The 26,676-nt window shown below is 64.2% G+C and carries 23 protein-coding genes; 16 read left to right on the top strand and 7 right to left on the bottom strand.

The features are described 5' to 3' along the window. Nucleotides 1-104 precede the first annotated feature (104 nt). From NO357_RS03005 to NO357_RS03020, 4 genes are read left to right on the top strand one after another with little or no spacing between them, the layout of a single operon-like run. Nucleotides 105-956: a transketolase gene (locus tag NO357_RS03005; RefSeq protein ID WP_306734128.1), complete on the top strand. Its 852-nt coding sequence runs from the start codon at nt 105-107 to the stop codon at nt 954-956. Next, nucleotides 953-2,014: a transketolase family protein gene (locus NO357_RS03010; RefSeq protein WP_306734129.1), complete on the top strand. Its 1,062-nt coding sequence runs from the start codon at nt 953-955 to the stop codon at nt 2,012-2,014. Before NO357_RS03005 ends, NO357_RS03010 begins: the two co-directional genes overlap by 4 nt. Then, nucleotides 2,011-2,916, top strand: a complete 906-nt coding sequence (locus NO357_RS03015) for an NAD(P)-dependent oxidoreductase (RefSeq protein WP_306734130.1) — start codon at nt 2,011-2,013, stop codon at nt 2,914-2,916. The genes NO357_RS03010 and NO357_RS03015 overlap by 4 nt, the downstream gene beginning before the upstream one ends. Nucleotides 2,917-2,919: 3 nt before the next feature. After that, nucleotides 2,920-3,675 carry an SDR family NAD(P)-dependent oxidoreductase gene (locus NO357_RS03020; RefSeq protein ID WP_306734131.1) on the top strand — a complete coding sequence of 252 codons (756 nt, stop codon included), beginning with the start codon at nt 2,920-2,922 and terminating at the stop codon, nt 3,673-3,675. Nucleotides 3,676-3,989: 314 nt separating this feature from the next. On the opposite strand, the gene NO357_RS03025 is transcribed toward NO357_RS03020, so the two are convergent. The 3 genes from NO357_RS03025 to NO357_RS03035 are packed head-to-tail and all read right to left on the bottom strand — an operon-like array spanning nt 3,990 to nt 6,486. After that, nucleotides 3,990-4,958 carry a LysR substrate-binding domain-containing protein gene (locus tag NO357_RS03025; RefSeq protein WP_306734132.1) on the bottom strand — a complete coding sequence of 323 codons (969 nt, stop codon included), beginning with the start codon at nt 4,956-4,958 and terminating at the stop codon, nt 3,990-3,992. Beyond that, complete coding sequence (locus tag NO357_RS03030; RefSeq protein WP_306734133.1) at nt 4,955-5,794, bottom strand: fumarylacetoacetate hydrolase family protein; 840 nt, start codon at nt 5,792-5,794, stop codon at nt 4,955-4,957. Before NO357_RS03030 ends, NO357_RS03025 begins: the two co-directional genes overlap by 4 nt. Beyond that, nucleotides 5,791-6,486, bottom strand: coding sequence for a GntR family transcriptional regulator (locus NO357_RS03035; protein ID WP_306734134.1), 696 nt, complete (start codon nt 6,484-6,486; stop codon nt 5,791-5,793). Before NO357_RS03035 ends, NO357_RS03030 begins: the two co-directional genes overlap by 4 nt. A gap of 233 nt (nt 6,487-6,719) precedes the next feature. Here NO357_RS03035 and NO357_RS03040 point away from each other — a divergent pair, with 233 nt between their 5' ends. From NO357_RS03040 to NO357_RS03085, 10 genes are all read left to right on the top strand, one after another. Beyond that, nucleotides 6,720-7,733 (top strand): TRAP transporter substrate-binding protein, encoded by a 1,014-nt coding sequence (locus tag NO357_RS03040; RefSeq protein WP_306734135.1) that lies wholly within the window; start codon nt 6,720-6,722, stop codon nt 7,731-7,733. 103 nt (nt 7,734-7,836) lie between these two features. Then, nucleotides 7,837-8,643, top strand: coding sequence for a TRAP transporter small permease subunit (locus tag NO357_RS03045; protein WP_306734136.1), 807 nt, complete (start codon nt 7,837-7,839; stop codon nt 8,641-8,643). Nucleotide 8,644: 1 nt separating this feature from the next. Continuing rightward, a complete protein-coding gene (locus NO357_RS03050; protein ID WP_306734137.1) occupies nt 8,645-10,273 on the top strand; it encodes a TRAP transporter large permease in 1,629 nt (542 codons plus the stop codon). Nucleotides 10,274-10,352: 79 nt separating this feature from the next. Next, on the top strand, nt 10,353-11,441 hold the full coding sequence (locus NO357_RS03055) for a mandelate racemase/muconate lactonizing enzyme family protein (RefSeq protein WP_306734138.1): 1,089 nt from the start codon (nt 10,353-10,355) through the stop codon (nt 11,439-11,441). A gap of 10 nt (nt 11,442-11,451) precedes the next feature. Further along, nucleotides 11,452-12,393, top strand: coding sequence for a phytanoyl-CoA dioxygenase family protein (locus NO357_RS03060; protein WP_306734139.1), 942 nt, complete (start codon nt 11,452-11,454; stop codon nt 12,391-12,393). An 8-nt stretch (nt 12,394-12,401) separates the two neighbouring features. Then, the gene (locus NO357_RS03065) at nt 12,402-13,895 is read left to right on the top strand and encodes a D-arabinonate dehydratase (protein ID WP_306734140.1); all 1,494 of its coding nucleotides are present in this window, start codon (nt 12,402-12,404) and stop codon (nt 13,893-13,895) included. 70 nt (nt 13,896-13,965) lie between these two features. Further along, nucleotides 13,966-15,042 (top strand): Gfo/Idh/MocA family protein, encoded by a 1,077-nt coding sequence (locus NO357_RS03070; RefSeq protein ID WP_306734141.1) that lies wholly within the window; start codon nt 13,966-13,968, stop codon nt 15,040-15,042. 16 nt (nt 15,043-15,058) lie between these two features. Further along, on the top strand, nt 15,059-15,952 hold the full coding sequence (locus tag NO357_RS03075; RefSeq protein ID WP_306734142.1) for an NAD(P)-dependent oxidoreductase: 894 nt from the start codon (nt 15,059-15,061) through the stop codon (nt 15,950-15,952). Beyond that, nucleotides 15,949-16,671, top strand: a complete 723-nt coding sequence (locus NO357_RS03080) for an SDR family oxidoreductase (RefSeq protein WP_306734143.1) — start codon at nt 15,949-15,951, stop codon at nt 16,669-16,671. Before NO357_RS03075 ends, NO357_RS03080 begins: the two co-directional genes overlap by 4 nt. Nucleotides 16,672-16,695: 24 nt before the next feature. Further along, complete coding sequence (locus NO357_RS03085; RefSeq protein WP_306734144.1) at nt 16,696-17,583, top strand: DMT family transporter; 888 nt, start codon at nt 16,696-16,698, stop codon at nt 17,581-17,583. A gap of 405 nt (nt 17,584-17,988) precedes the next feature. On the opposite strand, the gene NO357_RS03090 is transcribed toward NO357_RS03085, so the two are convergent. After that, on the bottom strand, nt 17,989-18,735 hold the full coding sequence (locus NO357_RS03090; protein WP_306734145.1) for a hypothetical protein: 747 nt from the start codon (nt 18,733-18,735) through the stop codon (nt 17,989-17,991). 253 nt (nt 18,736-18,988) lie between these two features. Here NO357_RS03090 and NO357_RS03095 point away from each other — a divergent pair, with 253 nt between their 5' ends. Further along, nucleotides 18,989-20,095 (top strand): fatty acid desaturase, encoded by a 1,107-nt coding sequence (locus NO357_RS03095; RefSeq protein ID WP_306734146.1) that lies wholly within the window; start codon nt 18,989-18,991, stop codon nt 20,093-20,095. Continuing rightward, nucleotides 20,082-21,344, top strand: coding sequence for an SAM-dependent methyltransferase (locus NO357_RS03100; protein ID WP_306734147.1), 1,263 nt, complete (start codon nt 20,082-20,084; stop codon nt 21,342-21,344). Before NO357_RS03095 ends, NO357_RS03100 begins: the two co-directional genes overlap by 14 nt. A gap of 1,778 nt (nt 21,345-23,122) precedes the next feature. Here NO357_RS03100 and NO357_RS03105 read toward each other — a convergent pair. The 3 genes from NO357_RS03105 to NO357_RS03115 all read right to left on the bottom strand — a co-directional run bounded on the left by NO357_RS03105 (nt 23,123) and on the right by NO357_RS03115 (nt 26,636). Then, a complete protein-coding gene (locus NO357_RS03105; RefSeq protein WP_306734148.1) occupies nt 23,123-23,914 on the bottom strand; it encodes an NAD-dependent epimerase/dehydratase family protein in 792 nt (263 codons plus the stop codon). Between the two features lie 193 nt (nt 23,915-24,107). Further along, nucleotides 24,108-24,845, bottom strand: coding sequence for an SDR family oxidoreductase (locus NO357_RS03110; protein WP_306734149.1), 738 nt, complete (start codon nt 24,843-24,845; stop codon nt 24,108-24,110). Nucleotides 24,846-24,854: 9 nt separating this feature from the next. Beyond that, nucleotides 24,855-26,636, bottom strand: a complete 1,782-nt coding sequence (locus NO357_RS03115) for an IlvD/Edd family dehydratase (protein WP_306734150.1) — start codon at nt 26,634-26,636, stop codon at nt 24,855-24,857. Between the last annotated feature and the right edge of the window lie 40 nt (nt 26,637-26,676).

Consider the following 26,676-nt stretch of genomic DNA (forward strand, 5'->3'; position numbering starts at 1 on the left):
AAGTTGGGCTTAATACTAGTTTAAGAATTCATCGTTGCACTTCCGCCGGCCCGGTGCTGTCCTGCCACCAGCTGACCCGCCCACTCCATGCGACAGGTGCCACCATGCCGCCCGATAAGCCGACCGCTGCCTCGAACGTCTCTCTGACCCGCCGTGCCTGGGCAATCCGGCGCAATGCGCTCCTGATGGGCGAGGTTCAGGGCCAGGGCTATATCGGCCAGGCGCTCGGCGTCGCGGATGTGCTGGCCGTGACCCATTTCCACGCGCTGACCTACCGCCCCGGCGATCCGGAGTGGGAAGGCCGCGACCGGTTCTATCTGTCGATCGGCCATTACGCCATCGCGCTCTATTCGGCGATGATCGAGGCCGGCCTCCTGCCCGAGGACGAGCTCGAGACCTACGGCATGGACGATTCGCGCCTGCCGATGTCGGGCATGGCCGCCTATACGCCCGGGATGGAGATCACCGGCGGCAGCCTCGGCCACGGGCTCGGCATCGCCGTGGGCGCGGCGCTCGGGCTGAAACGCAAGGGCAACCCCGCCTTCGTCTACAACATGATGTCCGATGGCGAACTTGGCGAAGGCTCGACCTGGGAGGCGGTGATGTCCGCCGTCCAGTGGCAGCTCGACAACCTGGTCTGCGTCGTCGATTTCAACAACCAGCAGGCCGACGGGCCGACCACACAGGCGCTGGCCACCGGGACCGAGGCCCCGAAATGGGAGGCCTTCGGCTGGCACGCGCAGGAAGTCGATGGCAACGATCTTGACGCGCTGGTGCAGGCCTTCGACACGGCCCGGGCCCTGCCCGATCCCCGGCCGCGGGTGATCATCTGCCACACCAGGATGTGCAAAGGTGTGCCGTTTCTCGAAGACCGCGAGATCACCCATTTCATCCGCGTCGAGCCCGACGAATGGGCCAAGGCGCGCGCCATTCTCGACGCCGAGGTGCCCACATGACGCAAGAACTCATCCCGCCGCATTCTCGCCGTGGATCGAAATACGCCGCCCGCACGGTGCCGGTCTCCGAGACCGGCGAGCGGCTGACCACCTCGGCCATGATCGCCTCGCTCGATGCCGAAGGCCGCGCCACTGTCGCGGCGCCGTTCGGCCACGCGCTGGTCGATCTGGCGAAGTTCCGGGACGACATCGTCGGCCTGACCGCCGACCTGTCAAAATACACAGATTTGCACGTTTTCGCAAAAGCTTACCCCGAGAAATTCTACCAGATGGGCATGGCTGAACAGGTCATGATCTCGGCGGCCGCCGGGCTCGCCCGCGAGGGTTTCACCCCCTTCGCCACCACCTATGCCGTCTTCGCCTCGCGCCGCGCCTATGATTTCATCTGCATGGCGATTGCCGAGGAAAACCTCCCCGTCAAGATCGTCTGCGCCCTCCCGGGCCTCACCACCGGCTATGGCCCGTCGCACCAGGCCACCGAAGACCTCGCCATCATGCGCGGCATGCCCAACCTGACGGTGATCGACCCCTGCGACGCGATCGACATCGACCAGGCGACACGCGCTATCGCCGACCACCCCGGCCCGGTCTACATGCGCCTGCTGCGCGGGGCGGTGCCGAAAGTGCTGGACGCTTACGATTACCGGTTCGAAATCGGCAAGGCGCGGCTGCTGCGCGACGGTGGCGACGTGCTGTTCGTCTCCTCCGGGTTCATGACCATGCGCGCGCTCGATGCGGCCGAGAACCTGGCACAGGAAGGCATCTCCTGCGCCGTGTTGCATTCGCCCACGATCAAGCCGCTCGACGCCACCACCATCACGGCCGAGGCCGCGAAAGGCGGACGCCTCGTGGTGACCGCCGAGAACCATTCGATCACCGGCGGCCTGGGCGAGGCCGTGGCAGGTGCGCTGATGCGTGCAGGCGTCCACACGCCGTTCCGCCAGATTGCCCTGCCCGACGAGTTCCTCGACGCCGGCGCCCTGCCGACGCTGCATGATCAATACGGGCTCAGCGTCGCGGCAGTGACGGCGTCGGTCAAATCCTGGCTCGCCGCATGAGCGGCCCGAGCACGGCGATCATCGGCCTCGGCGCCATGGGGATGGGGATGGCCCGCAACATCCTCGCCGCCGGTCTACCGCTCAAAGGTTACGACCTGTCAGGTCCGGCCCGTGACCGCTTTGCCGGGCTCGGCGGCAGCGCCTGCGACAGCGCGGCCGGGGCAGCGGACGGCTGCGATCTGCTGATCCTGATGGTGGTCAACGCCGTCCAGGCCCGCGCCGCGCTGTTCGACACCGGCGCCGCTGCCGCGCTGGCCCCCGGCGCCACGGTCATGCTGTCGTCCACGGTTGCCCCGGCCGATGCCCGGGCTTTGGCCGCCGACCTCGCCGCGACCGGCGTGACACTGCTCGACGCCCCGGTCTCGGGTGGCCAGGTCGGAGCCGAGGCCGGAACGCTGACCGTCATGGCCGCGGGCGCGGCCGCCGCCTTCGACCGTGCCGCCCCGGTACTCGAGGCGATCGCGAAAACCGTCCACCGGCTGGGCGACACCCCCGGGCTCGGCGCCACCTACAAGACCGTGCACCAGCTTGCCGCCGGGGTGCACCTGGTCGCCGCGGCCGAGGTGGTCGCGCTCGGCACCCGCGCCGGCTGCGATCCCGAAACCCTGTTGTCGATCATCTCGGGGGCAGCGGGCCAAAGCTGGATGTTCGACGACCGCGCCCCGCGGATGATCATGGACGACCCGCCGGTGACCTCGACGGTCGAGATCTTCCTCAAGGATCTCGGCCTGGTGCTCGAAACCGGCCGCGACACAGCCACGCCGCTGCCGCTGGCCGCGGCCGCCTATCAGATGCTCACCGCCGCTGGCGGGCTGGGCCACGGCCAGGCCGACGACAGCGCGGTGATCCGCGCCTACCAGGCCCTGACCGGCACCGGCCCCGCGACCACAGGAAAGGACTGACCCATGGGACTTCTTGACGGCAAAACCGCCATCATCACCGGCGCCGCTTCGCCGCGCGGCCTGGGCAAGGCCAGCGCCAGGCTGTTCGCAGAGCATGGCGCCCGTGTCGCGATCCTCGATCTCGACGCCGCGCAGTCCGAAGCCGCCGCGGCGGATCTTCCCGGCGCGGGCCATATCGGTCTCGCCTGCGATGTCACCGACAAATGGGCCTGCATCGACACCGTCGCGGCGGTGCTCGACGCCTTCGGACAGGTCGACATCCTGATCAACAACGCCGGCATCACCCAGCCGCTCAAGGTCATGGAGATCGAACCCGGCAACTACGACGCGGTGCTCGACGTCAACCTTCGCGGCACGCTCTACATGAGCCAGGCGCTGATCCCGCACCTGCGCGAACGCAACACCGGCGCCATCGTCAACATGTCGTCGGTCTCGGCCCAACGCGGTGGCGGCATCTTCGGCGGGCCGCATTACTCGGCGGCCAAGGCAGGTATTCTGGGGCTGACCAAGGCAATGGCACGCGAACTCGCGCCCGATGGCATCCGGGTCAACGCAATCTGCCCCGGCTTCATCGCCACCGACATCACCGCTGGCAAGCTGACCCCCGAGATGAAGGTGACGATCCTCGACGGCATCCCGATGGGCCGCGCCGGCGAAGCCTCGGACGTGGCCGGCTGCGCTCTGTTCCTGGCCTCGGATCTGTCGGCCTATGTCACCGGCTCCGAGGTCGACGTGAACGGCGGCTCGCTGATCCACTGAACCTGAGTGGACAGAATGCCCGTCGCCCCCTGGTTACAACGGTTCTTCATTTGACCGCGTCGGAGACCCTGTAGACCGGCGTCTTCTGACCTGGAGCAAACCTTCGAGCACGAGCCGGGCCAGCGGCGGACCGTGGGCTGTCGCGGCGACGGTTGAGTTGCGCGCTTGATGCTTGCCAAGCACGTCCTGCCTTGAAAGCCAGGCGCTTCGCTCGCAAAAGCGGCAGACCGCCGGAACGGTCCGCCGCTGGCCCGGCGGCCTTCGGCCTTGATTCCGGGCCGGAAATAACCAACGGCGTGAAAACCCGCCCCGGATCACGCGCCAGAAAGTTCGCCTTCGGCATCGATCTCCTCGACCCGCAGCCCGTGCTGCGCCACGATCCGCACCACCGCGGCCTGGTGCTCCGCCACCTGTTGGTCGATCCAGGCGAGGAACAGCTTGACCGCCCGCCGGTTCAGATAACGTGGCGGACACAGCGCCCAGTAGGCCGGAAAACTCAGCACCGGCCGCTCGGGCGTCACCGGCACCAGCCGCCCCGCGGCCACGTCGCGCGCTGCCAGCGCCAGCGATTCCAATACGATGCCCGCCCCGTCGAGCGCCAGTTGCAGCGCCATGGTCGAGCGATCCATGAGGACGGACTTTCTGTTCGCTTCGGTCTCCAATCCATTGCGAAACAACCAGAAATCCCACTTGCACAAGGCCCGCGCGCTGTCGATCAGCCGCGCCCCGTCAAGCCGCGCCGCGCCCTCGCCCGCCAACCCGGACAGATACCCCGGGCTGGCCAGCGGCAGCACCTGGTCCTGCACCACCGGCGCCATGTGAAACCCGCTCCAGGCCCCGGTGCCAGAACGGATATCGAGGTCCATGATCTCGGCCTCGAAATCCGTGGGGTCCGGCGCGGCGTCGACCCGCAGGTCCCAGTCGGGATGACGGGCGACGAAATCCGACAGCCGCGGCCCCAGCCAGCGCACCCCGAAACTGGGCGTCACCCGCAGGTTCAGCCGCCGGTTCTCGCGGGTCTTGCCCAGCCCCTGCTGGGCCGCCCGCAGCATCCGCAATGCCGTGCCCGACGCCTGGAAAAGCTGCTCACCCTCGAGCGTCAGGCTCAGTTGCCGCCCGCCCCGGCGGAACAGCTTTACCCCCAGCTGCTGTTCCAGCAGCTTGATCTGCTGACTGACAGCCGAGGGCGACACTGACAGCTCTTCGGCCGCACGGGTCACCGTGCCACGCCGTGCCACGGTTTCGAAGTAGAGATAGGCGTTGAGATTTGGCTGCCGCGTCACGCCGCCGCCACGGCCTCCTGCCGCTGCTTGCCCAGCCCCTCGACTTCGAGTTCCATCACATCGCCGGGACGCAGAAAGCGTTGCGGGCTCATCCCCATGCCGACGCCCGACGGCGTGCCGGTGGCGATGACATCGCCCGGCTGCAGCTTCATGAAGCGGCTCATGTAGGAGACGATTTCGGCCACCGAGAAGATCATGTCGTCGGTGTTCGAGTCCTGCACCACGTCGCCGTTCAGCGACAGCCAGAGCCGCAACGTCTGCGGATCGCCGACCTCGTCGGCGGTGACCAGCCAGGGCCCGGTCGGCCCGAATGACGGCGCCGACTTGCCCTTGATCCACTGTCCGCCCTTCTCGATCTGGAATTCGCGCTCGCTGACATCATTGATCGTGCAATAGCCCGCGACGCAATCCAGCGCCTCCGCCTCGCTGACATAAAGCGCCTCGCGCCCGATCACCACGCCCAGTTCGACCTCCCAATCCGATTTCTGCGACCCGCGCGGAATGATCACCGGGTCATCGGGGCCCGACAGCGCCGAGGATGCCTTGGAAAAGATGATCGGCTCCTTCGGCACGTCCATGCCGGATTCCGCGGCATGCTTGGCATAGTTGAGCCCGATGCAGAAAAAGTTCGGCACCGTGCCGACACACGGTCCGATCCGCCCCGGGGCGTCGACAACCGGCAGGCTGGCGATGTCGATGTCGCGCAGGCTGTCCAGCCGCTCCAGCGATACGCCGCGCCCGGCGAAATCCGGGCCTGACAGCGCCCGCACCCGGCCCTCGCCATCGAGAATGCCCGGTTGTTCCTGCCCCGCGGGACCATAACGTAGTAGTTTCATGTCGTGTCTCCTGTTTTCGCCTCGACCGGGTCGGCGTCGCCGGCTTCGGCCTCGGCTTCGATCACCCCGCGGATGTCCTCTGCCAGATGCCAGAGGTGATTGTCGATAGCCGCCCGCGAGGCCGAAATGTCGCGGGCCTTCAATGCCTCGACGATCCGCATGTGCTCGTTGACCACACGCTCGCGGTTGCGTCGCTGCGACGCCGCGAGATAACGCGCGCGCCACAGCCGCTGCAGATAGGAGCAGTGCGTCTCTGCCAGCGCCTTGTTGTGCGACGCCGCCGCGATGGCTGTGTGGAAGGACATGTCGATCTCGAACATGTCCAACGGATCGGTGGTGTCGAAATGGGCCGCCATGTGATCAACGATGCCCTCGATCTTTGCCACGTCTTTTTCGGTGGCGTGCTTGCAGGCCAGTTCGGCCGACAGCTTCTCCAGCGCGATCAGGACCTCGGCCTGGTCCGAGACCTGCTTGAAGCTCGGCCGCGCGACGATCGGGCTGCGGGACGGGCGCAGGATCACCAGACCCTCCTTGGCGAGGCTCCGAATCGCTTCGCGCATCGGCGTGCGGCTGACCCCAAGTTCGGCGGCGTTGTCACGTTCCTTGATCGAGGCCCCGGGCGCCAGACGGCCACGCAGGATATCCCTGCGAAGCTGCTTGGCGATCTGTTCTGCCAGAATGGGTTCCGCCATCAGGGCCTTCTTCCTTCAACGCGCGCAAAGCGCCGCAGTCCGGGGACCGCCCCTGCTCGGACCGGCAATGGATCCCGGCGCATCCCGGTGTCGAAATTTGGTATACCAAAATCTGTTGATTGTCGACACGGCATTCGCTAGCGTCATTCGAGATGGTATACCATCTTCCGGCGCATGCGAACCGCAGCGCCTGACTGAAACGGCGGCATGGAGGGCCGCCAAGGGAGGAAAACATGACACTCAAATCGCTTCTGATGGCCACCGCCGCCACCGCGCTTGTCGCCGGGGCCGCCACCGCCGAGCCGGTGACGCTGCGGGTGCAGTCCCACTATGCGACGGAACACCCGACCGGCAAGATGCTGGCCCAATGGGCCGATGACGTGCAGACCATGTCTGGCGGCGACATCACCGTCGAGATGTTCTACTCGTCGTCGGTCGTGGCCACGACCGAAACTTTCGACGCCGCGATCAACGGCATTCTCGACTGCGACGCCACCGGCGGCGCCTACCAGACCGGCAAGAACCCGGCGTTTCAGTTCGTCGGCGACATCATGGGCGGCTATGACACCCCGTGGCAGCAGTATTCGTGGCTCTATTACGGCGACGGTTATGCCGCCGCGCAGGAGCTTTACAACGCCCAGAATATGCAGCTGATCGGCTGGTCGATCTATGGCCAGGAATCGCTCTCCTCTTCCAAGCCAATTCGCGGCTTCGAGGACCTCAAGGGCTGGAAGTTCCGTTCGCCGCCGGGCATGGAAACCGAGATCTTCGAGAAGCTGGGCGCCTCGCCCATCGTGATGGACTTCACCGAGATTTTCACCGCGCTTGAAACCGGTATCATCGACGGCGCCGATGCCTCGGGGCTGAACAACAATGTCGGCCTTGGTCTTTACGACATCGTCAAGCACGCCACCTATCCCGGCTTCCACTCGATGCCGTCGGACCATCTGGCGTGCAACCTGGATATCTGGAACGGCCTGACCGACCAGCAGCGCCGCATCATCGACACCGCGTGGCAGAAACTGTCTTTCCACGTCGCTCTGTCGAACGAAAAGCTCAATGCCGAAGCCGCAGCCAAGCTGCAGGCCGAAGGCGTCACGCTGTATGACTGGTCGACCGAAGACCGCGCCACCTTCCGCAAGGCCGCCCAGGCCGCGTGGGACGACTGGGGCACCCGGTCGCCGGAAGCCGGCAAGATCCTGGCCAGCCACAAGGCCTACCTGAAGCAACTCGGCCTGATCCAATAAGGCATGGGCCGGTTTTGGCTTTGACCTGAAAACATAAATGAGCCCCCGCGCGGGGGCTCATACTTGCCGGTAGAAATGGTCCAGAATCGTGGGGAGGACGGGCGTGGAACAGGAAAGCCTTTGGCTGGGGCGGATGCGCGGGCCGGTTCGCATGGCGATGCTGGCCTTTATCGGTGCTGCCGCCCTGCTTTATGCATGGTTGGTTCTGAACCAGATTTTCGTCGAAGATGCGCTGGCCATGCACGAGATGATCCGGCCCTCAGGCCGCCCGATCGTCTGGGCGATGCTGGGCACGCTCTTGGGCGCGATCGTCTTTGCGGCGCTTTATCTTTCCGATTTCCAGGGCGCGATCGAGCCCGAACCGCACGGATTTTTCGACATCCTCTCGCTCGTCACGTCGCGGGCAGCGATGATCATGATCGCGCTGGTCGTGCTCGTGATGTTCTACGAAGTGGTCTCGCGCTATGTGTTTTCGCGCCCGACCTTGTGGGCCAACGAACTGTCGCTGTGGATCGCGGCCTTCGTGTTTCTGTTCGCCGGGCAATACGCCATGCAGCAGCGCAGCCATATCCGCATCTACGTGATCTATGACATCATGCCACGCTGGATGCAGAAGACGTCCGATGTGCTGTCGCTTCTTCTGATCGTCGGGTTCACCTTTGCGCTGGTCTGGGGCAATTATGCCGACGCCGAGCGGCGGATGCTGCGGATGGAGACCTTCGGCACCGCCTGGGACCCGCCCATTCCAGGCATCGTCAAACCGGCGATCCTGATCATCATCGTGCTGGTCTGCATCCAGGCCATTTCGAACCTGATCGCCGACTGGAACAAATCCCCCGAACATCACTCACCCCTCGACGAGATCGACGAGACCGAGATCGAAAATATCAAAAAAACCCTGGGGGACTGAGATGGAATTCCTTGAACTGTTCTCCTGGATGAAGGTCGGCGATGTCGCCACGCTCAGCCTCATCCTTCTCATCGGCATGTTCGCGCTTCTGGCCATCGGCATGCCGCTGGGCTTCGCCTCGGCCTTTCTGGCGGTGGCCGTGATCGTGATGAAGTTCGGACCCGAGATCTCCTTTGGCCGGTTCGGGTCCGGCCCGATGTCGATCCTGGCGCAGGCGGTCTATCGACAGATGACCAACTATGTCCTGATCTCGGTGCCGCTCTTTATCTTCATGGCCTCGTTGCTGGAACGCTCCGGCATCGCGCGCGACATGTACAACTCGCTCAACCGGTGGCTTTCGCGCACCCGCGGCGGCATTGCCATCGTCACCTCGATCATGGCGGTAATCATGGCCGCGATGTCGGGCATCATCGGCGGCGAGGTGGTTCTGCTGGGCCTGATCGCCCTGCCGCAGATGCTGCGGCTGGGCTATAACCAGAACCTGGCGATCGGCACGATCTGTGCCTCGGGATCGTTGGGCACCATGATCCCGCCGTCGATCGTGCTGATCTTCTACGGGCTGGTCACCGAGACCTCGATCAAGTCGCTGTTTACCGCGTCCTTCCTGCCGGGCTTCATGCTGGCGTCGTTCTTCATCATCTACATCGTCATCCGCACCAACCTGAACCCGTCGCTGGCGCCACTGCCGGAAGACAACCCGGACGACCCCAAGGGGATGACCAAATTCCTGTTGTTCCTGGCGTTTCTGGCAAAGCTGGCCATGTGGGTCAGCCTGGCCTTTATCGGGTTGTTCGCATTGATCTCGCTGGTGCGCGGCGGGCAACTCAATGACGACGGCGTGGTGGTCTGGCGCGATATGCTGGATCGCGGCACCGACCTCGCGATTGTGGCCGCCGTTGGCTTTCTGCTCGGCCAGTTCGTGCTGGGCCGCGACCGCACCGCCCAGGGCTGGGAGATGGGCAAGGGCCTGGTTGCGCCGATCATCGTGGTCGGCGTGGTTCTGGGGTCGATCTATGGCGGCATCACCGGCATCACCGAGGCGGCGGCCATGGGCGTGATCGCGGTGTTCACGATCGGCCTGATCCGCCGCGAGATGACCTTCGAGATCGTCTGGGACAGCCTGATGCGGACGCTCAGATCCACCGGAACGATCATCTGGGTGACGATCGGCGCGGCCTCGCTTGCCGCGGCCTATACGCTGGCGGGGGGGCCGACCTACGTGGCCAACATGATCGTCGCTGCTGAACTGCCCACCATGGGCATCATCCTGGTGATGATGGTGATCTTCCTGATCATGGGGATGTTCATGGACTGGGTCGGCATCGTGCTGCTGATCATGCCGGTGTTCCTGCCGATCGTGCTGAAACTTCCGGTCGAGGAAATCGGCGTGCTGGGCCATCTTGAACCCAAGCATGTGGCGATCTGGTTCGGCGTGGTGTTCTGTATGAACATGCAGGTCAGCTTCCTCAGCCCACCCTTCGGCCCCGCCGCCTTCTATCTCAAGTCGGTGGCACCGCCGCATATCACGCTCACCGCGATCTTCCGGGGCTTCCTGCCCTTCATCGTGCTGCAGCTGATGGCATTGTCGGTGCTGCTGATCTGGCCGCCGATCGTCACGATATTCCTGTGACCCGAACCGCGGCGGCAAACTTCGATCTTTCAGGGGCGGCTCAGCCCGCCGCTGATTTCGATCCAACTGGAGAGCACGCATGACGCTGCGCATCGACCGTCTCCAGGCCGACCATTACCTGTTGCCCCTGCCGCGCGTGCTCGAGGACAGCATGCACGGGGCGATGTCCGGGTTCGAGGTCGTCACTGCCCGGGTCACCGACAGCGACGGCGCCGAAGGCGTGGGGTATACCTTCACCTGCGGCGTGAACGGCGGCGCCATTGCCGATATCTTGGGTCGGGAAATGCCACCGCGCGTCGAAGGCCGCGACCCGTCGCTGATCGAGGCGATCTGGAAAGACCTGTGGTGGGCCTTTCACTACGGCGGCCGCGGCGGCCCGACGGTGCTTGCCCTGTCCGCGCTCGACATGGCGTTGTGGGATCTCAAGGCCAAGCGCGCCAACCTGCCCCTGTGGCGCCTGCTCGGTGGCTACGATCCCAAGGTGCCGTGCTACGCCGGCGGTATCGACCTCGACCTGTCACCGCAGGAACTGGTCGAACAGACGCATCATAACCTCGCCCGCGGCCACCGCGCCATCAAGATGAAGGTCGGCCGCGACAGGCTTTCGGAGGATGTCGCCAAGCTGGCTGCCCTGCGCGAGGCCTTCGGCGCCGACATGCCGCTGATGGCCGACGCCAACATGAAATACACGGTTGATCAGGCGATCCGCGCGGCCCGCGCCTTCCGCGAGTTCGATCTGGTCTGGTTCGAAGAACCGATCCCGCCGGATGATCCCCTCGGTCACCGGCGGGTCCTGGCCGAGGGCGGCATTCCCGTCGCCTCCGGCGAGAACCTCCGGTCACTCTGGGACTTCCGGCTGGCAATCGAGAACGGCGTGACCTTCCCCGAACCGGATGTGACCAATTGCGGCGGCATCACCCCGTTCATGAAGATCGCCCGGCTAGCCGAAGCCTTCCACCTGCCGGTCACCAGCCACGGCGCCCACGACATCACCGTGCAGCTGTTGGCCGCCTGCCCCAACCGCTCCTATCTCGAAGCCCATGGTTTCGGGTTGGAGGCCTATGTCGAACACCCCCTCGTCATCGCAAACGGCCAGGCGATCGCGCCCGATCGCCCCGGCCACGGCGTCGCCTTCGACTGGGATAAACTGGAACCCCTTCGCGCCTGAGACACCGGACATGCTGACCAAAGCCCAGATCGACGCGTTCAACGAAACCGGCGTCCTCGTCGTGCCCGACGTGCTGCCGCCCGCGGTGCTCACCGCGGTCCGGGCCGAATACCAAGCCCTGCTCGACGGCCTCTATGCCGACTGGCATGCGCAGGGCCTTGTCCCCGCCGCCGACGGTCTCGATTTCTTCGACAAGCTGCTTGTCAGCTACAAGGCCGGCCTCGACTGGTTCCAGCCGATGGATATTTCGCTGCCGGGAGATCAGATCACCCGTGACACCCCGTTCCACTTCGGCCCCGCCGTCTTCGACATGATCACCTGCCGGCGGCTTCTGGACATGGTCGAAGACCTGATCGGCCCAGAGATCACCTCGAACCCGATTCAGCACGTGCGGCTGAAACCGCCGTTGCCAGACCTGCGCGCCGGCGAGATCCGCGCCCATATCGGCGGCACCGACTGGCATCAGGACAAGGCCGTCGCGCATGAAGACGGCGACAACACCCGGATGGTCACCGTCTGGCTCGCCATCACCGACGCGACGGTCGAAAACGGCTGCCTGCAGGTCATCCCCGGCAAACCGCAGATGTATCCGCATTGCCCCAAGACCCAGACCGGCATTGCCGATGGTTTCATCGACCCCGCGCAAGCGACCCCCCTGCCGGTCAAGGCCGGTGGCGCGGTGCTCTTCCACCCGCTCACCCCGCACGCCTCGCTCGACAACCTCTCCGAGCGGTTCCGCTGGTCCTTCGACATCCGCTTCAACGTCACCGGTCAGCCCACTGGCCGCGCCCATTTCCCCAGTTTCGTTGCACGTTCGCGCGCGCGTCCGGATACCGAGTTGCATGACTGGCAAGAATGGCGCGATATGTGGGTTGCGGCACGCGCCCGGCTCTCGGGGCAACCGCACATCCCGATCCACCGCTGGAGCGCTGACAGCCCGGCTTGCGCCTGAGGAACCCAATGAACACCGTTCGCCTGTCCGACGCCGACAACGTCGTCACCGCCACTACCCAGTTGTCCCCCGGCGACGATGGCGCCACCGAGATCATCCCCCGGGGCCACAAGCTGGCAACGCAGACCGTCGCCAAGGGCGAACCGGTGCTGAAATACGCCCAGGTGATCGGCTATGCGGCCGAGGACATCGCCCCCGGTCAACATGTCCACACCCACAATCTCGACTTCCGCAACGTCGACACCGATTACGAGTACTCAACCAACCTGCGTCCCGCCGTCGCTGCCACCACACAGGACACCTTCCAGGGCTATCGCCGCGAAAGCGGCAGGGCCGGCACCCGCAACTTCATTGCCGTGCTGACCTCGGTCAACTGCTCGGCCACCGCTGCCCAGATGATCGCGGCACATTTCACCCCCGAACGCCTCGCCCCCTACCCCAACGTGGACGGTGTCGCCGCCTTCACACACGGCACCGGATGCGGCATGGCGGGTCAGGGCAGTGAAGGCTTCGAGGCCCTGCAACGGGTGATGTGGGGTTATGCCCGTCACCCCAATGTCGGCGGCGTGCTGATGGCCGGCCTCGGCTGCGAAATGAACCAGATCGACTGGCTGGTCGAAGCCTATGGCCTCACGCCCGGCCCATTGTTCCAGACCATGAACATTCAGGACGTGGGCGGGTTGGCCAAGACCATCGAGCTGGGCATCCGGAAGATCGAGGCGATGCTGCCGCTGGTCAACAACGTGACCCGCGAACCCTGCCCCGCCTCCGAGCTGATGGTCGCCCTGCAGTGCGGCGGCTCGGATGCGTGGTCGGGCATCACCGCCAACCCCGCCGTGGGCCACGCCTGCGACCTGCTGGTGGCCCAAGGCGGCACCGGCGTGCTGGCCGAAACCCCCGAGATCTACGGCGCCGAACACCTGCTCACCGCCCGGGCCATCGACCGCGATACCGGCGAAAAGCTGGTGTCCCTGATCCGCTGGTGGGAGGATTACACCGCCCGCAACCGCGGCTCGATGGACAACAACCCCTCGCCCGGCAACAAGAAGGGCGGGCTGACGACGATCCTCGAAAAATCCCTCGGCGCCGCCGCCAAGGGCGGCACCACGCCGCTGACCGGAGTTTACAGATATGCCGAACCGGTGACCGCCAAGGGCTTCACCTTCATGGACACGCCGGGATATGACCCGGCCAGCGTCACCGGCCAGATCGCCGGTGGCTGCAACCTTGTCTGCTTCACCACCGGGCGCGGCTCGGCGTTCGGCTCGAAACCGGCTCCGACCATGAAGGTCGCCACCAACACCGAGATGTATCGGCGCCTGACCCCGGACATGGACATCAACGCCGGCCGGATCCTGACCGACGGTGCCAGCGTCGAGGAGGTCGGCCGCGAGATCTACGACATGTGGCTCCGCATGGCCTCGGGCGAACAGTCGAAATCCGAGGCCCAGGGGCTCGGTGATCATGAATTCGTCCCGTGGCAGATCGGAGCGGTGATGTGAGCAACTCCACCCCGGCCAGTCACCGCAGCAAGGAAAACCCTGCCCCCTTGCCCGGCCCGGAGCGCCAACCGTGACCGCCCCCCTGCCCGTGGCCATCATTGGCGCCGGCTCGATAGGCATGCGTCACGTCGAGGTCGCGCTGGCCTGTCCCGCGACCGAGATCGCCGCCGTGGTCGAGCCCGACGAGGCCTTGCGCCACCGGCTGGCGCAACAGGGCCTGCCCGTCGTTGCCAGCCTCGACGATGTGCCCGGCGATACCCGCGCCGCCGTCGTCGCCACGCCGACCCCGGATCACCACGCCTCGACCCTGGCCTGCCTCGACCGCGGCTGGCCGGTGATCGTCGAGAAACCCATCGCCGCGACGCTGGACGCAGCCCGGGACCTCGTGGCGACCGCCGACCGGCTCGGTCTTCCGCTGGTCACCGGCCATCACCGCCGCTGCCACCCGTTTGCGCCGGCCGCCCGAGCGGCGCTCACCGAGATCGGCGATCTGGTCGGCGTCCAGGGGTTCTGGTCCCTGCGTAAGCACGACAGCTACTATGACGCGCCCTGGCGCCGTGTGCCTGGTGCCGGTCCGCTGATGACCAATCTCAGCCACGAGATCGACCTGCTGTGCTTTCTCGTCGGCGACATCGACGAAGTTACCGCACTTGCCTCCTCCGCCCGTCGTGGCCTGGTCATCGAGGACACCGCCGCGCTCTCCTTCCGCTTCGCCAACGGCGCCCTTGGCTCGTTCCTGATTTCCGATGCCGGCGCCTCGCCCTGGGCATTCGAGGCGGCCACCGCCGAAAACCCCGCCATCGCCGCCTCGGATCAGGACTACGTTCGCTTCACCGGCACCTCCGGCGCACTGGAATTTCCCTCGCTCACTCTCTGGACCCGCTCCGGACCCGGCGAGATCGAGTGGTCGAAACCGCTCGCCCGTCGCCCCGGCCCGGCCTTCGCCCGGGTCGACCCGCTGCACGAACAGATTAGCCGCTTCGCCACCGTTGTGGCGGGCGCCGAGGACTCCGTGCTTTGCACCGCCGCGGAGGGTGTCAAAGCGCTTGAAATGACGCTGGCGACCGCGCTTTCGGCACATTCCGGGCGGCCGGTGAAAGCCGGCGAGGTGCCCGGCGATTTTTCCGGCGATTTTTCCGGCGCGTAACACGAAAGGAGACATCATGACCAAGCAGAAAATCGGCTTCATCGGCCTCGGGCTCATGGGCCGCGCCATGGTGGAATGCCTGCAACAGGCCGGCCACGCCCTCGTCGTGCTCGGCCACAGCGACCGCACCGGCATCGACGCGGCGCTCTCCCGCGGCGGCACCGAGGCGCCGAACGCCCGCACCCTGACCCAGCAATCGGACGTGGTCATGCTCTGCGTCGGCACCTCCGATCAGGTCGAATCCCGGATCTATGGCGCGGACGGCGTGCTCGCCGGTGTCAAACCCGGCCAGATCGTGATCGACTTCGGCACCTCGCTGCCTGCCTCGACGAAAAAGATCGGCGCCGACCTCGCCGGAAAGGGCGCGACCTATCTCGACGCCCCGCTCGGTCGCACCCCGGCCCATGCCCGCGATGGCCAGCTCAACATCATGGCCGCCGGCGACAAGCAGGCCTACGACGCGGTCAAACCGCTGCTCGACACGCTTGGCGAAAACGTCTTCCATCTCGGCGCCCTGGGCAACGGCCACACCATCAAGCTGATTAACAACTACTATGCCATGACCACCGCCTGCGCGATGGCAGAGGCCTTTGCCCTGGCCGATTCCGCGGGCATCGAACGACAGGCGCTCTACGATGTCATGGCCGCCGGGCCCAACCATTCCGGCATGATGGATTTCATCAAGAACTATGCCACCGATGGCCAGATCGACCTTGCCTTTTCCGTCGACAATGCGTCCAAGGATGTCGGTTATTACCGTCAGATGGCGGTCGACCTCGGGCTCACAAGCCGGATGTCCGGGGCCGCCGATGCCACCTTGCGTGAAGCAATTGCCGGCGGCGACGGCGGGCTGATGGTTCCGGAAATGGTCGACTGGATGGCCCAGCATCTCGGGAGTGAAAAGACATGAGATTGCAGGGAAAACGCGCCTTCGTCACCGCCGCCGGCCAGGGCATCGGCCGCGCCGCGGCCGAGGCGCTTGCCCGCGAAGGCGCCCATGTCGTCGCCACCGACCTGAACCGGGACCTGCTCTCGGACATCGCCACCGCCGACCATTTTGCCCTGGACGTTCTGGACAAAGCCGCCCTCATGCAAGCCGTCGCCGAGGCCGCGCCCGACATCCTGGTCAACTGCGCCGGCGTCGTCCATGCCGGCACCGTCGAGCAGGCCTCCGACGACGAATTCGACTTCGCCATGAATCTCAACGTCCGTGCGCAGGTCCATGCCATCCAGGCCGCGCTGCCGGGCATGCTCGATCGTGGCCGCGGGTCCATCGTCAACATCGCCTCGGTGGCGTCGTCGCTGATGGGGGTGCCGAACCGCTTCATCTATTCCACCTCCAAGGCCGCGGTGATCGGGCTCACCAAATCGGTCGCGCGCGACTACGTCACCCGCGACATCACCTGCAACTGCATCGCACCGGGTACGGTCGACAGCCCCTCCCTGCACGACCGGCTGCGGGCCACCGGCGACTATGACAAGGCGATGGTCGAATTCGTCGCCCGCCAACCGATGGGCCGGCTCGGCACCGCACAGGAAATCGCCGATCTCGTGGTCTACCTCGCCAGTGACGAAAGCCGCTACATGACCGGCCAGTGCGTCACCATCGACGGCGGCATGACGCTCTGAGGTCCGGGTGAAGGCGCGGCCGAGGTGAAGGGCGTCCAGCCCCGCGAAGAGCGCACCGCCACCGGCGTGCTGCTGATGGCCCTCGCGGTGGTGTTCTTCACCTGCATCGACACCTCGGCCAAGTGGCTGATCCTCGCCGGGCTGCCGCCGCTGCAGGTGGTTTTCACCCGCTATGCCGGCCACCTGCTTTACGCGCTGGTTTTCTACCTGCCGCAGGAGGGCGTGTCGGCCCTGCGCTCGCGCAGCCCGAAACGTCAGTTGCTGCGGTCGCTGTTCCTGATGGGCTCGACCATCCTCAATTTCATGGCGCTGAGCTATCTGCCGATCACGGTGACCACCACCATCGCCTTCGCCGGGCCCATCGTGGTGACCCTGCTGGCCATCCCGATCCTCGGCGAGCAGGTGGGGATGCGCCGTATCGTCGCCGTCTGCGTCGGCTTCAGCGGCGTGCTGGTGGTGACCCAGCCCTGGGGGGCGCAATGGCACCCGGCGATGTTCTTCTCGCTCGGCGCGCTGGTCGTCGCCTCGCTCTACTTCATCATGACGCGGATGCTGGCGGGCGTGGAATCGAACGCCACCCAGCAGATCTGGTCCTCGGCGCTGGCCACCGCGGCGCTGCTGCCCTTCGTGATCCGCGGCTGGGTCTGGCCCGAGGGGCCGCATCAATGGGCGGTCTTCGCCGCGATCGGGTTTTTCGGGCTCACCGGTCACGTGCTCGCCACCACCGCCCACCGGCTGGCCGATGCCTCGATCCTGGCACCGCTGATCTATACCCAGATCTTCCTCGCGGCGCTGGCCGGCATTCTGGTCTTCGCCACCTGGCCGACGATCTGGACCCTCGGCGGCGGCGCCATCATCATCGCCTCGGGGCTCTATATCTGGCACCGTGAGCGCCAGGTGAAGGGTGGTTGAGCCGGGATATCACCGAGTTGCAACAACCCGGACGGTTCCGTGAGCCAACACAGGCTTCGGTCGGTTTCTGTTGGTAGGCGGCCAATACCTGCCGCTCACGGCCTCGCTGGTCGCTGCCGCGCGGCTTCCCCGAACCGAATGTTCATGTGACGACGCAGCATTTATCCAGGGCGAACGACCGCAACGCGGACGACATGCCATTGCCGACAACAGGCCGAATGTCTGCTGTCCTACAAAATTGTCTCGACACTTGGTTTAACGCTCGTAGACCTGTCTGCATTTGAAGGCCTCTATAAGTGCGACACTCGTTTTCGAGACCAACCGACGGTGCTCGGTGAACTTGTGTCCGCGGAAAATTGCCTTTCTAGAACCACAGCACTTTGACACGATCACACCGCAGGTTGGTCAGAGAGGTCGGCGTGAGATCTCGCGCGCGCGGCCGATGATCGCCCGGTCGGCTCGCCCCTTGACCAGCCAGCTGAGCGAAAAGGCCCAGACGCCCAGGGTCTCGAACCAGAACACGAGCTGGTAGTCGATCACGAAGGTCTTCTGCGCCGGCGTACCGATCTTACGGAAAGAGGCGGAGATAATCGTGGCCACCGTGCCGGCTATGATGATCCAGAAGCAAGCGATGTAGATGCGCCGACGCGCCGGCTTGGCCGTTCGTGCGAATTTGAAGCGGCAGAGGTAGGCCATACTGAGCAGGAAGCACAGCGCCGCGACGTGATGGGTGATGTCGCAGAGCCAGACGCCGAACACGTGCTGGGCCAGCGCCTGCGGCTCCATCGAGGTGTTGAGCGTGCCGCGATTGGGCACGAAGGCGGCCACCAGCGCCGAAATTCCGGCAACCGTGGTCACCAGATCGTCGGAAAACCGCTCCCTTTCGTCGCGCCGGAACCCGGTGTAGCAGATCAGGAAAACGCCGATCGCGGTCAGGGTGCCGACGAAGATGTCGCGCAGGATGGTGTGGTAATAATCGCTGATCGACGGCTCGGCTTTGCCGAAGACGAAACCCACGGCCAGGAGCAGGAAGGGCATCGAAAACCCCAAATAGCCCAGCGCGCGGCGCACCCGGTAAAAGTTGTCGACGATCTCTTCCCGCGCAGCCAGGTAGTGCCCGGCGGAATATTCGGTTGCCTGGTCGTCGCTCATGATGTGCCTCCCGCTTGTTGCCCCCCGGCCGGCGCCCGGGGCTGATGCCGGAACGCTAAGCGCTTGTTAAGCGGGCGATCAAGGACGAATCCCGGCCAGCGGAGAGGAACAGGTGCGTGCGCTTACGCGCCAAGCCTGAATTTTCGACTTGCGACCCGGCATCGTGCGCATCAAAGGCAAAAAAACCTCGATACAACATTGATTTTCGGTCCAAAGCGACTCTAGCCTACGTTATTAGACCAGGAGTTTTCACGTGGCATTTCGAGACCCGATTTCAGACCCGAACGCCAATTCTCAGCCGACGGCTGATGCCCCTGAGCGTCAAAGCAACGAGTCGATCCGCCCGCTGACCGTGCCCTTCGTTCGGCCGAGCAATGCGTTGGGCGCAGCGCATCTGGGCCTGTCTCTGGCGATGTGGGTTGCCTCAATCGTTCTGGGGGCGGTGTTCTATCCTAGCCCGGTGGCGCTGGCCGCCTCGGCGGTGCTGTTCTTTTCGGCCACGTCGCGGCTGTTCGCGGTGCAGCACGACAACGGGCACATGAGTTACTTCACAAGCCGGCGGGCCAATACCTGGGTCGGCGTTCTGCTGGGGGCGTTCACTGCGCATCCGTTCCACACGATGCGATATAACCACAACCGCCATCACGCCTATATCGGCAACCTGGACGAGATGGAATCGCACGAGGTCAAGACCATGACGGTAGCGGAATGGCAGAAGGCCGGCACCTGGGCGCGGATTGGCTACCGGCTCTATCGCTCGCCTTTGGCAATCTGCCTTGTCGGGCCGATCGCGATCATCCTGATCCGCTATCGTTTTCCCAAGAACGCGATGAAGGTCGGGCTGTGGGACAGCGCGGTGCAGAACGTCCTGATGGCGTCGCTGTGGGGCTCGGTCTACCTGATCGGCGGCTGGCCCGCCTTCGCGACACTTCTGATCGGCGCGATCTTCGCGGTCTGTTTCGCCACCCTGATCATCTATTCCGGCCACAATCACGAGAAGACATACTGGAACCGTGCCGGCGACGTGGATTTCCAGGAGGCGTCGCTGCAAGGGGCTTCGGTGCTCGACCTCGGGCCGGTCTTCGACTTCATGATCTTCAATTTCTCCTATCACGACCTGCATCACCTGAATTCGAAGGTGCCTTGTTATAGGCTGCGGGAATGCCACAAGGCGCTGGAACACCTGATCGCGCCTACGCGACTTGGCTGGCGTGAGCTGGTGGGCACCTTGCGCTGGAACCTCTGGGACGAGGACAAGGGCCGCATGGTGCCGTTCAGCGCGGCCGATCCGGTGTTCGCGTGGCCCGCCGGGACCCGGCGGGATGTGCAGGGGGGCGGGCGGCGCGATGTCGCTGGCTGACAGGGAACAGTCCGAGGCGCGGGGCCTCGCGGGCCTGGCGGCGCGGGGGTCTGCCGCGTTGCTGCGCCGGATCACCGCGGGCACCGAGGTTGCGGTCGGCGGCGATGCCACGGGGCACAATTCGAAGCCCTTCGAGATCAGCGTTCCACCGCTGGGCGCGGTCTTGCGCATCGCGCTCGACCCGGAATACTGGGTTCCCGCCAGCTTTGTGCGCGGCGAATGGGAGATGCGACGCGGCGATCTGGGCGATTTCGCCACCTACATGCTGGACCGCAAGAAAGGCCGCATGACCCGGCGGTTCTCGACCCGGCAGCGCCGTGGCCTGACAGCGAACCATTTCCTCAAGCATTGGCTGCGGCCGCTGACCTACACCCGTTCGGTGCGCCGGCATTACGACATAGACCCGCGGGTCTATGAATACATCCTCGACCCCGAGATGCTCTATACCGCGGCGTTTTTCGACGGCACCGACGACCTGGCGACCGCGCAGCAGATCAAGATGGCGCGGGCGGTTGAGCGGCTGCAACTGCCCGAGAGCGCCCGGGTTCTGGAGATTGGTATGGGCTGGGGCGGGTTCGCGCGCCATCTGGTGCGCAATCATCCGGGCGCCTCGGTCTGCGGGCTGACGATTTCAACCGAACAGCTCGACTGGGCGACTGCGCATGATGCCAAGGCTCTCTCGCGCGCAGAACTGGCCCGGACGCGGCCTCTGCTTGAGGATTTCCGCGATCACCGGCCCGAGGAGCCTTATGACGGGATCGTGTCCTTCGGCCTGTTCGAACATGTCGGGCAGAGGCTCTATGCCGATTTCTTCCGGCGCTGCCACGACATGCTGAAACCGGGCGGGCGGATGCTGGTGCATACCATCGTCAAGAACCGCTCGAACTCGCCCACAAACCGCTGGATCGACACCCATATCTTTCCGGGCGGCTATATCCCTTCGGTGGCCGAAGCGACGCGGGGTGCCGAGGCGGCCGAGCTGAACCTGACCGCGGTGCATCTGCACGGGCCGGAGAACTATGCTGAAACCTGCCGGCAGTGGCGGCGGAACCTGATAGCGAACCGCGACCCGCTGCTGAGGCTTTACCGCGATGATATCGGGCTGAGCGAACAGGAAGCGTTGGAGGCTTTTCGGACCTGGGAGATTTACCTGGCCGGGGCCGAGGCCGGGTTCCGCGTCAAGCGCCGCCCGATGCAGACCGCGCAGCTGGTGTTCCAGCGGCCCACTTCCGACAATAGATGCCCTTGACCGTTCGTGGGCTCGCAGTGCTACGTTCGGCCGATGATGGCAGCTTAACAGAATATTGCCCCGTTCATCATCAGTGCTGCGACTTGAAGTGAGGGCTCGAAGCTGCCATCCGATGGTTTCGGTCGGGAATCTCGGGGCGGAACGTCCGCTTTCAGGAATCGCGATTGTTGCCTTCGCACCCGCAGAGAAAGTCCGCTTACCGCCCAAACCCCCGTTCTGCCTGGCCGCAGCGAATGTCAGGTTTGAGCCCAACCTACCCAATTGTGGATAACGCAGTATTCACCACACAGGGGGGAAGGCGGTCTTTCGCCGCAGTCGCGAGCCAACCTGACCACGATGATCAAAGCCGACATTCAGATGGCGCTGAGATAGGATTCATTCTGTCCTGCCGCAAGTCTGCTTCGAGCCCTATTGCGAAATTCGGTTTGAGCGCAGCACCTGACATGAAAGGGAGGCAAAAGAAATAGGGGTGACGTAGCTATGCGAACCGAAAACCCACGGCGGCTGACAATCGCCATCAAAGACAGTGAATTGTCCTATCGAGATATTACCATCTCCGGATAGTCATTTTTTTAGTTTTTAGGGCCGAATCCACGACTTCATGCAACCACCATGCCGACAAGCTATTTCGGCGGTTTGAATCAGCCCCAACGTACCTGTGTTCGACGCTTTGCAATGTATCCGAGGGACAAAAGAGCAGCCAACAACATCGGCAGCCCGGCGGGCAGCGGGACATCTGGGACCAATTCAGCGGTCACGTAGTGGAAATCGGAGGTAGGATACAGAGAAAGGCCGCACAAGTCCCCTTGGATGGTGTGCGAGTAGCATGAGGTAACAAACGTACTGCCAGAACTGGCCAGACCGTATGCAAACATCGGCGTCAAGTATCCAAAGACGCCTAGGCTATTACCCACGGCATCTCGAAAGTCAGCTGCCAAAGCGCTATCACCCCACCAAGTCTGGGATTGAAGCGTTGTGCCAAGAGCATTGTAGTTGCCGTAGATCGTTGTGACCTCCCAATCGGACCCGCCCACGCTTACCGTCACTGCCTTAGCGGTGGCCGCGGGTAGCAAAAAGGTAACAACGCAAAGCAGAGCGTATATCCAACGCAGCATTGGAAACCTCCAAAATTAGAAGACAACAAATTCTATACTGAAGGAATTCAATACCCTAGTCAAACGTAAACAACCCGAACCCAATTTCAAACTGCTTTGGTCATGGAGGCGAGCCCCCACCCGGATTCATGTAATGATAGAATCTTGAGCCGGTGAGCGGGATGATTTTTTAGGGCGCAACGTCGTTCTTGTCCGCATCTTCCCAGCCTTGCTTTGGCGCAGGGACTCAGGGCATCGGAAGCGGCGGCGGATCGGTTCTGTCAATGATCGACTCGGCGAAGTTCGCTGCGCTGGCAAATCCTTAGTGCTGCAGGCACGAAGGTCGTTGATTACCTGCTGCAATCGGACTTGCCGCGTGTGCAAGAGTCCGGAAAGTCCGCATTGCGACCGGCTGCCCTGAGCAAATGCCGCATCGTCCCACGAAGGTCTGGTTTGGGGAAGCTGCGCTGCAGCGACCGGGAAGGCCGTGAACGGCTGGTGTTGGCCGAGAGCGCCAGTTGGCACGATTGGGCCGAAAGTCGGGAAAGTCCCGCAAAGCAGACCTTGGTGCTGAGCGTGGCGAACGGCTGCAATCCGCCCATCGGGTCGAGTGCTGCAAGAGCGACCAAGGTCCGGATCGGATTTAACATCCGACCTTGCAGGCAAACGCCCAAACAGCCGCACTCAGTCGTCGAAATGCCCGGCCTTGGCGAAGCCGCCGCCCTGATACTTGATCGCCGGATCGTCCACCTCCACCGCCGGCTCGTCCGGATGCTCGCCTGCCCATTGCCGCGAGCTGTCCTGCGGTTGCCAGCCGAGATAGGCCACCTTGGAATTGTCCCACCACAACTCGTCATTGGCGGACACGCCATAGACCACCGGGCAGCCCAGCCGCGGCACCTTCAGCACCCGGTCGATCAGCCGCAGCATGTCGCGGGCGCTCATCCAGGTCGCCATCATCCGCCGGTCCTTGGGCTTCTCGAAGCATGACCCGATCCGCACCCGCGCGCCCTCGATGCCGAATTTCTTCCAGTAGTACAGTGCCAGCCCTTCGCCATAGACCTTGGACACGCCGTAAAGCGAATCCGGCAGCACCGGCGCTTCGGCATCGAGCCGGGTTTCGCGGGTATGGAAGCCGATGGCGTGGTTGGAACTGGCGAAAAGGATGCGTTTCACCCCAGCCTTACGCGCCGCGTCGTAGAGATTGTAGGTGCCGATCACGTTGACGCTGTGGATCAGCTCTGCCGTGTTCTCCGTTGAAATACCGCCGAAATTCAGGATCGCGTCGCAGCCGTCAACCAGCCCGTGCATCGCCTCTGCGTCGCACATGTCGGCGATGACCCAGTCCTCGCCCTCAGCGCGGCCATTCTCCGGTTCGGCGATGTCGCTCAGCCGCATCTCGACGCCCAACTCGTGCAGCATCGGCCGGAGCAGCGTCCCAATTCCGCCCGAGGCCCCCGTCATCAGAACTTTCATCGTCTCGTCTCCTCACGCCCGGCGGCTCATCGCACGCCGCGTTAACCCGACCCTTGCCGGAACCTTGAACCACCGCGCGCCAGCCAGGGTGCCAGCCGGCTTGCCAGCCAGGCTGCCATACCTGCAAGCACCGGCCTCCGGAAGCCGTTAACCATTTGGCGCGGTGGCGCAGAGAATACTTAAGAAGGAGGCGTCAACCTCTTCCGATAAAAGGCATATTTGTCGCCATCACGGTCATGAACTGGACATTGGCATCCAGCGGCAGCGAGGCCATGTGCAGCACCGACGAGGCCACATGCGCCACATCCATCACCGGCTCCACCTTGATCTCGCCATCCGCCTGCGGCATGCCGGTGGTCATTTTCGCCGCCATGTCGGTCAATGCATTGCCGATGTCGATCTGGCCACACGCGATGGAATAGGGCCGCCCGTCGAGCGAGATCGACCGCGTCAACCCGGTGATCGCGTGTTTCGAAGCGGTATAGGCGGCAGACCCCCAGCGCGGCACGTAAGCCGAGACCGAGCCGTTATTGATGATCCGCCCGCCCTGAGGCTCCTGCCGGCGCATGATGCCAAAGGCCACCTTGGCACAGATGAAACTGCCCGTCAGGTTAACGTCGATCACCTCGCGCCACTTGCCGACGTCGATCTCGTCGATGGTGGTCGACAGGAGCGACACCCCGGCATTGTTGAAGATCGCGTCGAGATGCCCCCAGGCCCCCATCGCCCGATCAAACGCGCCTTCCACGGCTGTCTCTTGCGTCACGTCGCATTCCAGCACCAGCGCGTTTTCGTGGTCCGCCGCCACCTCTTCCAATGCCGCCCCGTTGCGTCCCACCAGCCCGACCCGCCAGCCGGCATCGAGAAAGGTTTCGGCGGTAACCTTGCCGATGCCCCGGCCAGCGCCGGTGATGATAATCGATTTGCTCATGTGCCGCCCTCAGTGGTTGTCCCGCGGAATAGTCCGGGCAACTTTCTGATAGGCCGTTGCAAGTTCCAGACAGCCACCGTCAGACAGTTGCCCGACATGGGTACGATAGATTTCCTGCCAGGGGGTTTGGTTGACCAGTTCCGGCGGTTCCCAGGCCGCGATCCGCGCGTCCCACTCGTCTTCCGGCACCAGTGCGTTCATGGTCGAACTGTTGAGATCGAGCCGCACCCTGTCGCCGGTTTGCAGATAGGCGAGCCCCCCGCCGACCACCGATTCCGGTGAGGCGTTAAGAATCGACGGACTTTCCGAAGTGCCCGACTGGCGTCCATCACCTACGGTGGGTAAGTGGTTGATTCCTTGGCGAATAATTGAATCCGGCGGCAACATGTTCACGACCTCGGCGCTGCCGGGATAGCCGACGCATCCGACGCCGCGGATGAAGAGGATGGTCTTTTCGTCAATTTTCAGGTCCGGGTCGTTGACCCGGTCGTGATAATCCTCGGGGCCTTCGAACACCACGGCGCGCGCCTCGAACATACCCTCGTTGCCGGGCTCGCTGAGGAAGCGCTTGCGGAAATCGTCCGAGATCACGCTGGTCTTCATCAGTGCGCTGTCGAACAGGTTGCCCGACAGTACTTTGAAACCTGCATTCGCGCGCAACGGCTTGTCATAGGTCGTGATCACGTCTCGATCCAGGCTTTCGCAACCGGCCAGGTTCGCCCCCATCTCGTTGCCGGTCGCGGTCATCGACTCGGTGTGGATACGGCCGGCCTTCACCAACTCGCCCATCACCGCCGGCACGCCGCCGGCGCGGAAGAAACCTTCGCCGAGGTATTCCCCGGCTGGCTGCATGTTCACCATCAGCGGCACGTCGAAGCCGATGGTTTCCCAATCCTTCACATTCAGTTCGACTCCGATATGTCGCGCCACCGCCTGGAGATGTGGCGGCGCATTCGTCGAGCCCCCAATGGCCGCGTTGACAACGATAGCGTTTTCAAAGGCTTGCCGGGTCATGATGTCCGACGGCTTGAGGTCTTCATAGACCATTTTGACGATCCGCTTGCCGGTCTCGTAGGCCATCGCCATGCGTTCTCGGAACGGTGCCGGGATCGCCGAATTGCCGGTGAGCGACATACCCAGGGCCTCGGCCATGGCGTTCATGGTCGAGGCTGTGCCCATGGTGTTGCAGTGGCCCAGAGACGGCGCCGAGGAACAAACCCGCGCCATGAATTCCTCGTAGTCGATCTTACCTTCCGCCAGCAGCCGCCGGCTCTCCCACACGATCATGCCCGACCCGGCGCGCTTGCCTTGCCACCAGCCATCGAGCATCGGCCCGCCATTCAAGGCGATCGCCGGGATGTCCACCGTCGCCGCCCCCATCAGCATCGCCGGCGTGGTCTTGTCGCACCCGGTCGTCAGCACCACGCCGTCGATCGGATAGCCATGCAGCACCTCCACAAGGCTCAAGTAGGCCAGATTGCGGTCCAGCGCCGCTGTCGGGCGCTTGCCGGTTTCCTGGATCGGGTGAACCGGGAATTCCATCGGGATCCCGCCCGCCTCGCGAATACCCGCCTTGATCCGGTCCATCAGGAAAACATGGATCTTGTTGCAGGGTGCAAGGTCCGAGCCGGTATTGGCGATGCCGATGATCGGACGCTCCGACTGCAATTCTTCGCGGGTAAAACTCTGGTTCTGATAACGTTCTACATAGAGCGCCGTCATGCCCGGGTTGTTGGGATTGTCGAACCATTCCTGCGAGCGAAATCGCTTATTGGCGCGTGTATCCGACATGTTTTCCCTCCCGGATGGCCCGATCGACACAGACCCGAAA

This window comes from Marimonas arenosa (genome assembly GCF_030848945.1).
Lineage (GTDB): Bacteria > Pseudomonadota > Alphaproteobacteria > Rhodobacterales > Rhodobacteraceae > Marimonas > Marimonas arenosa.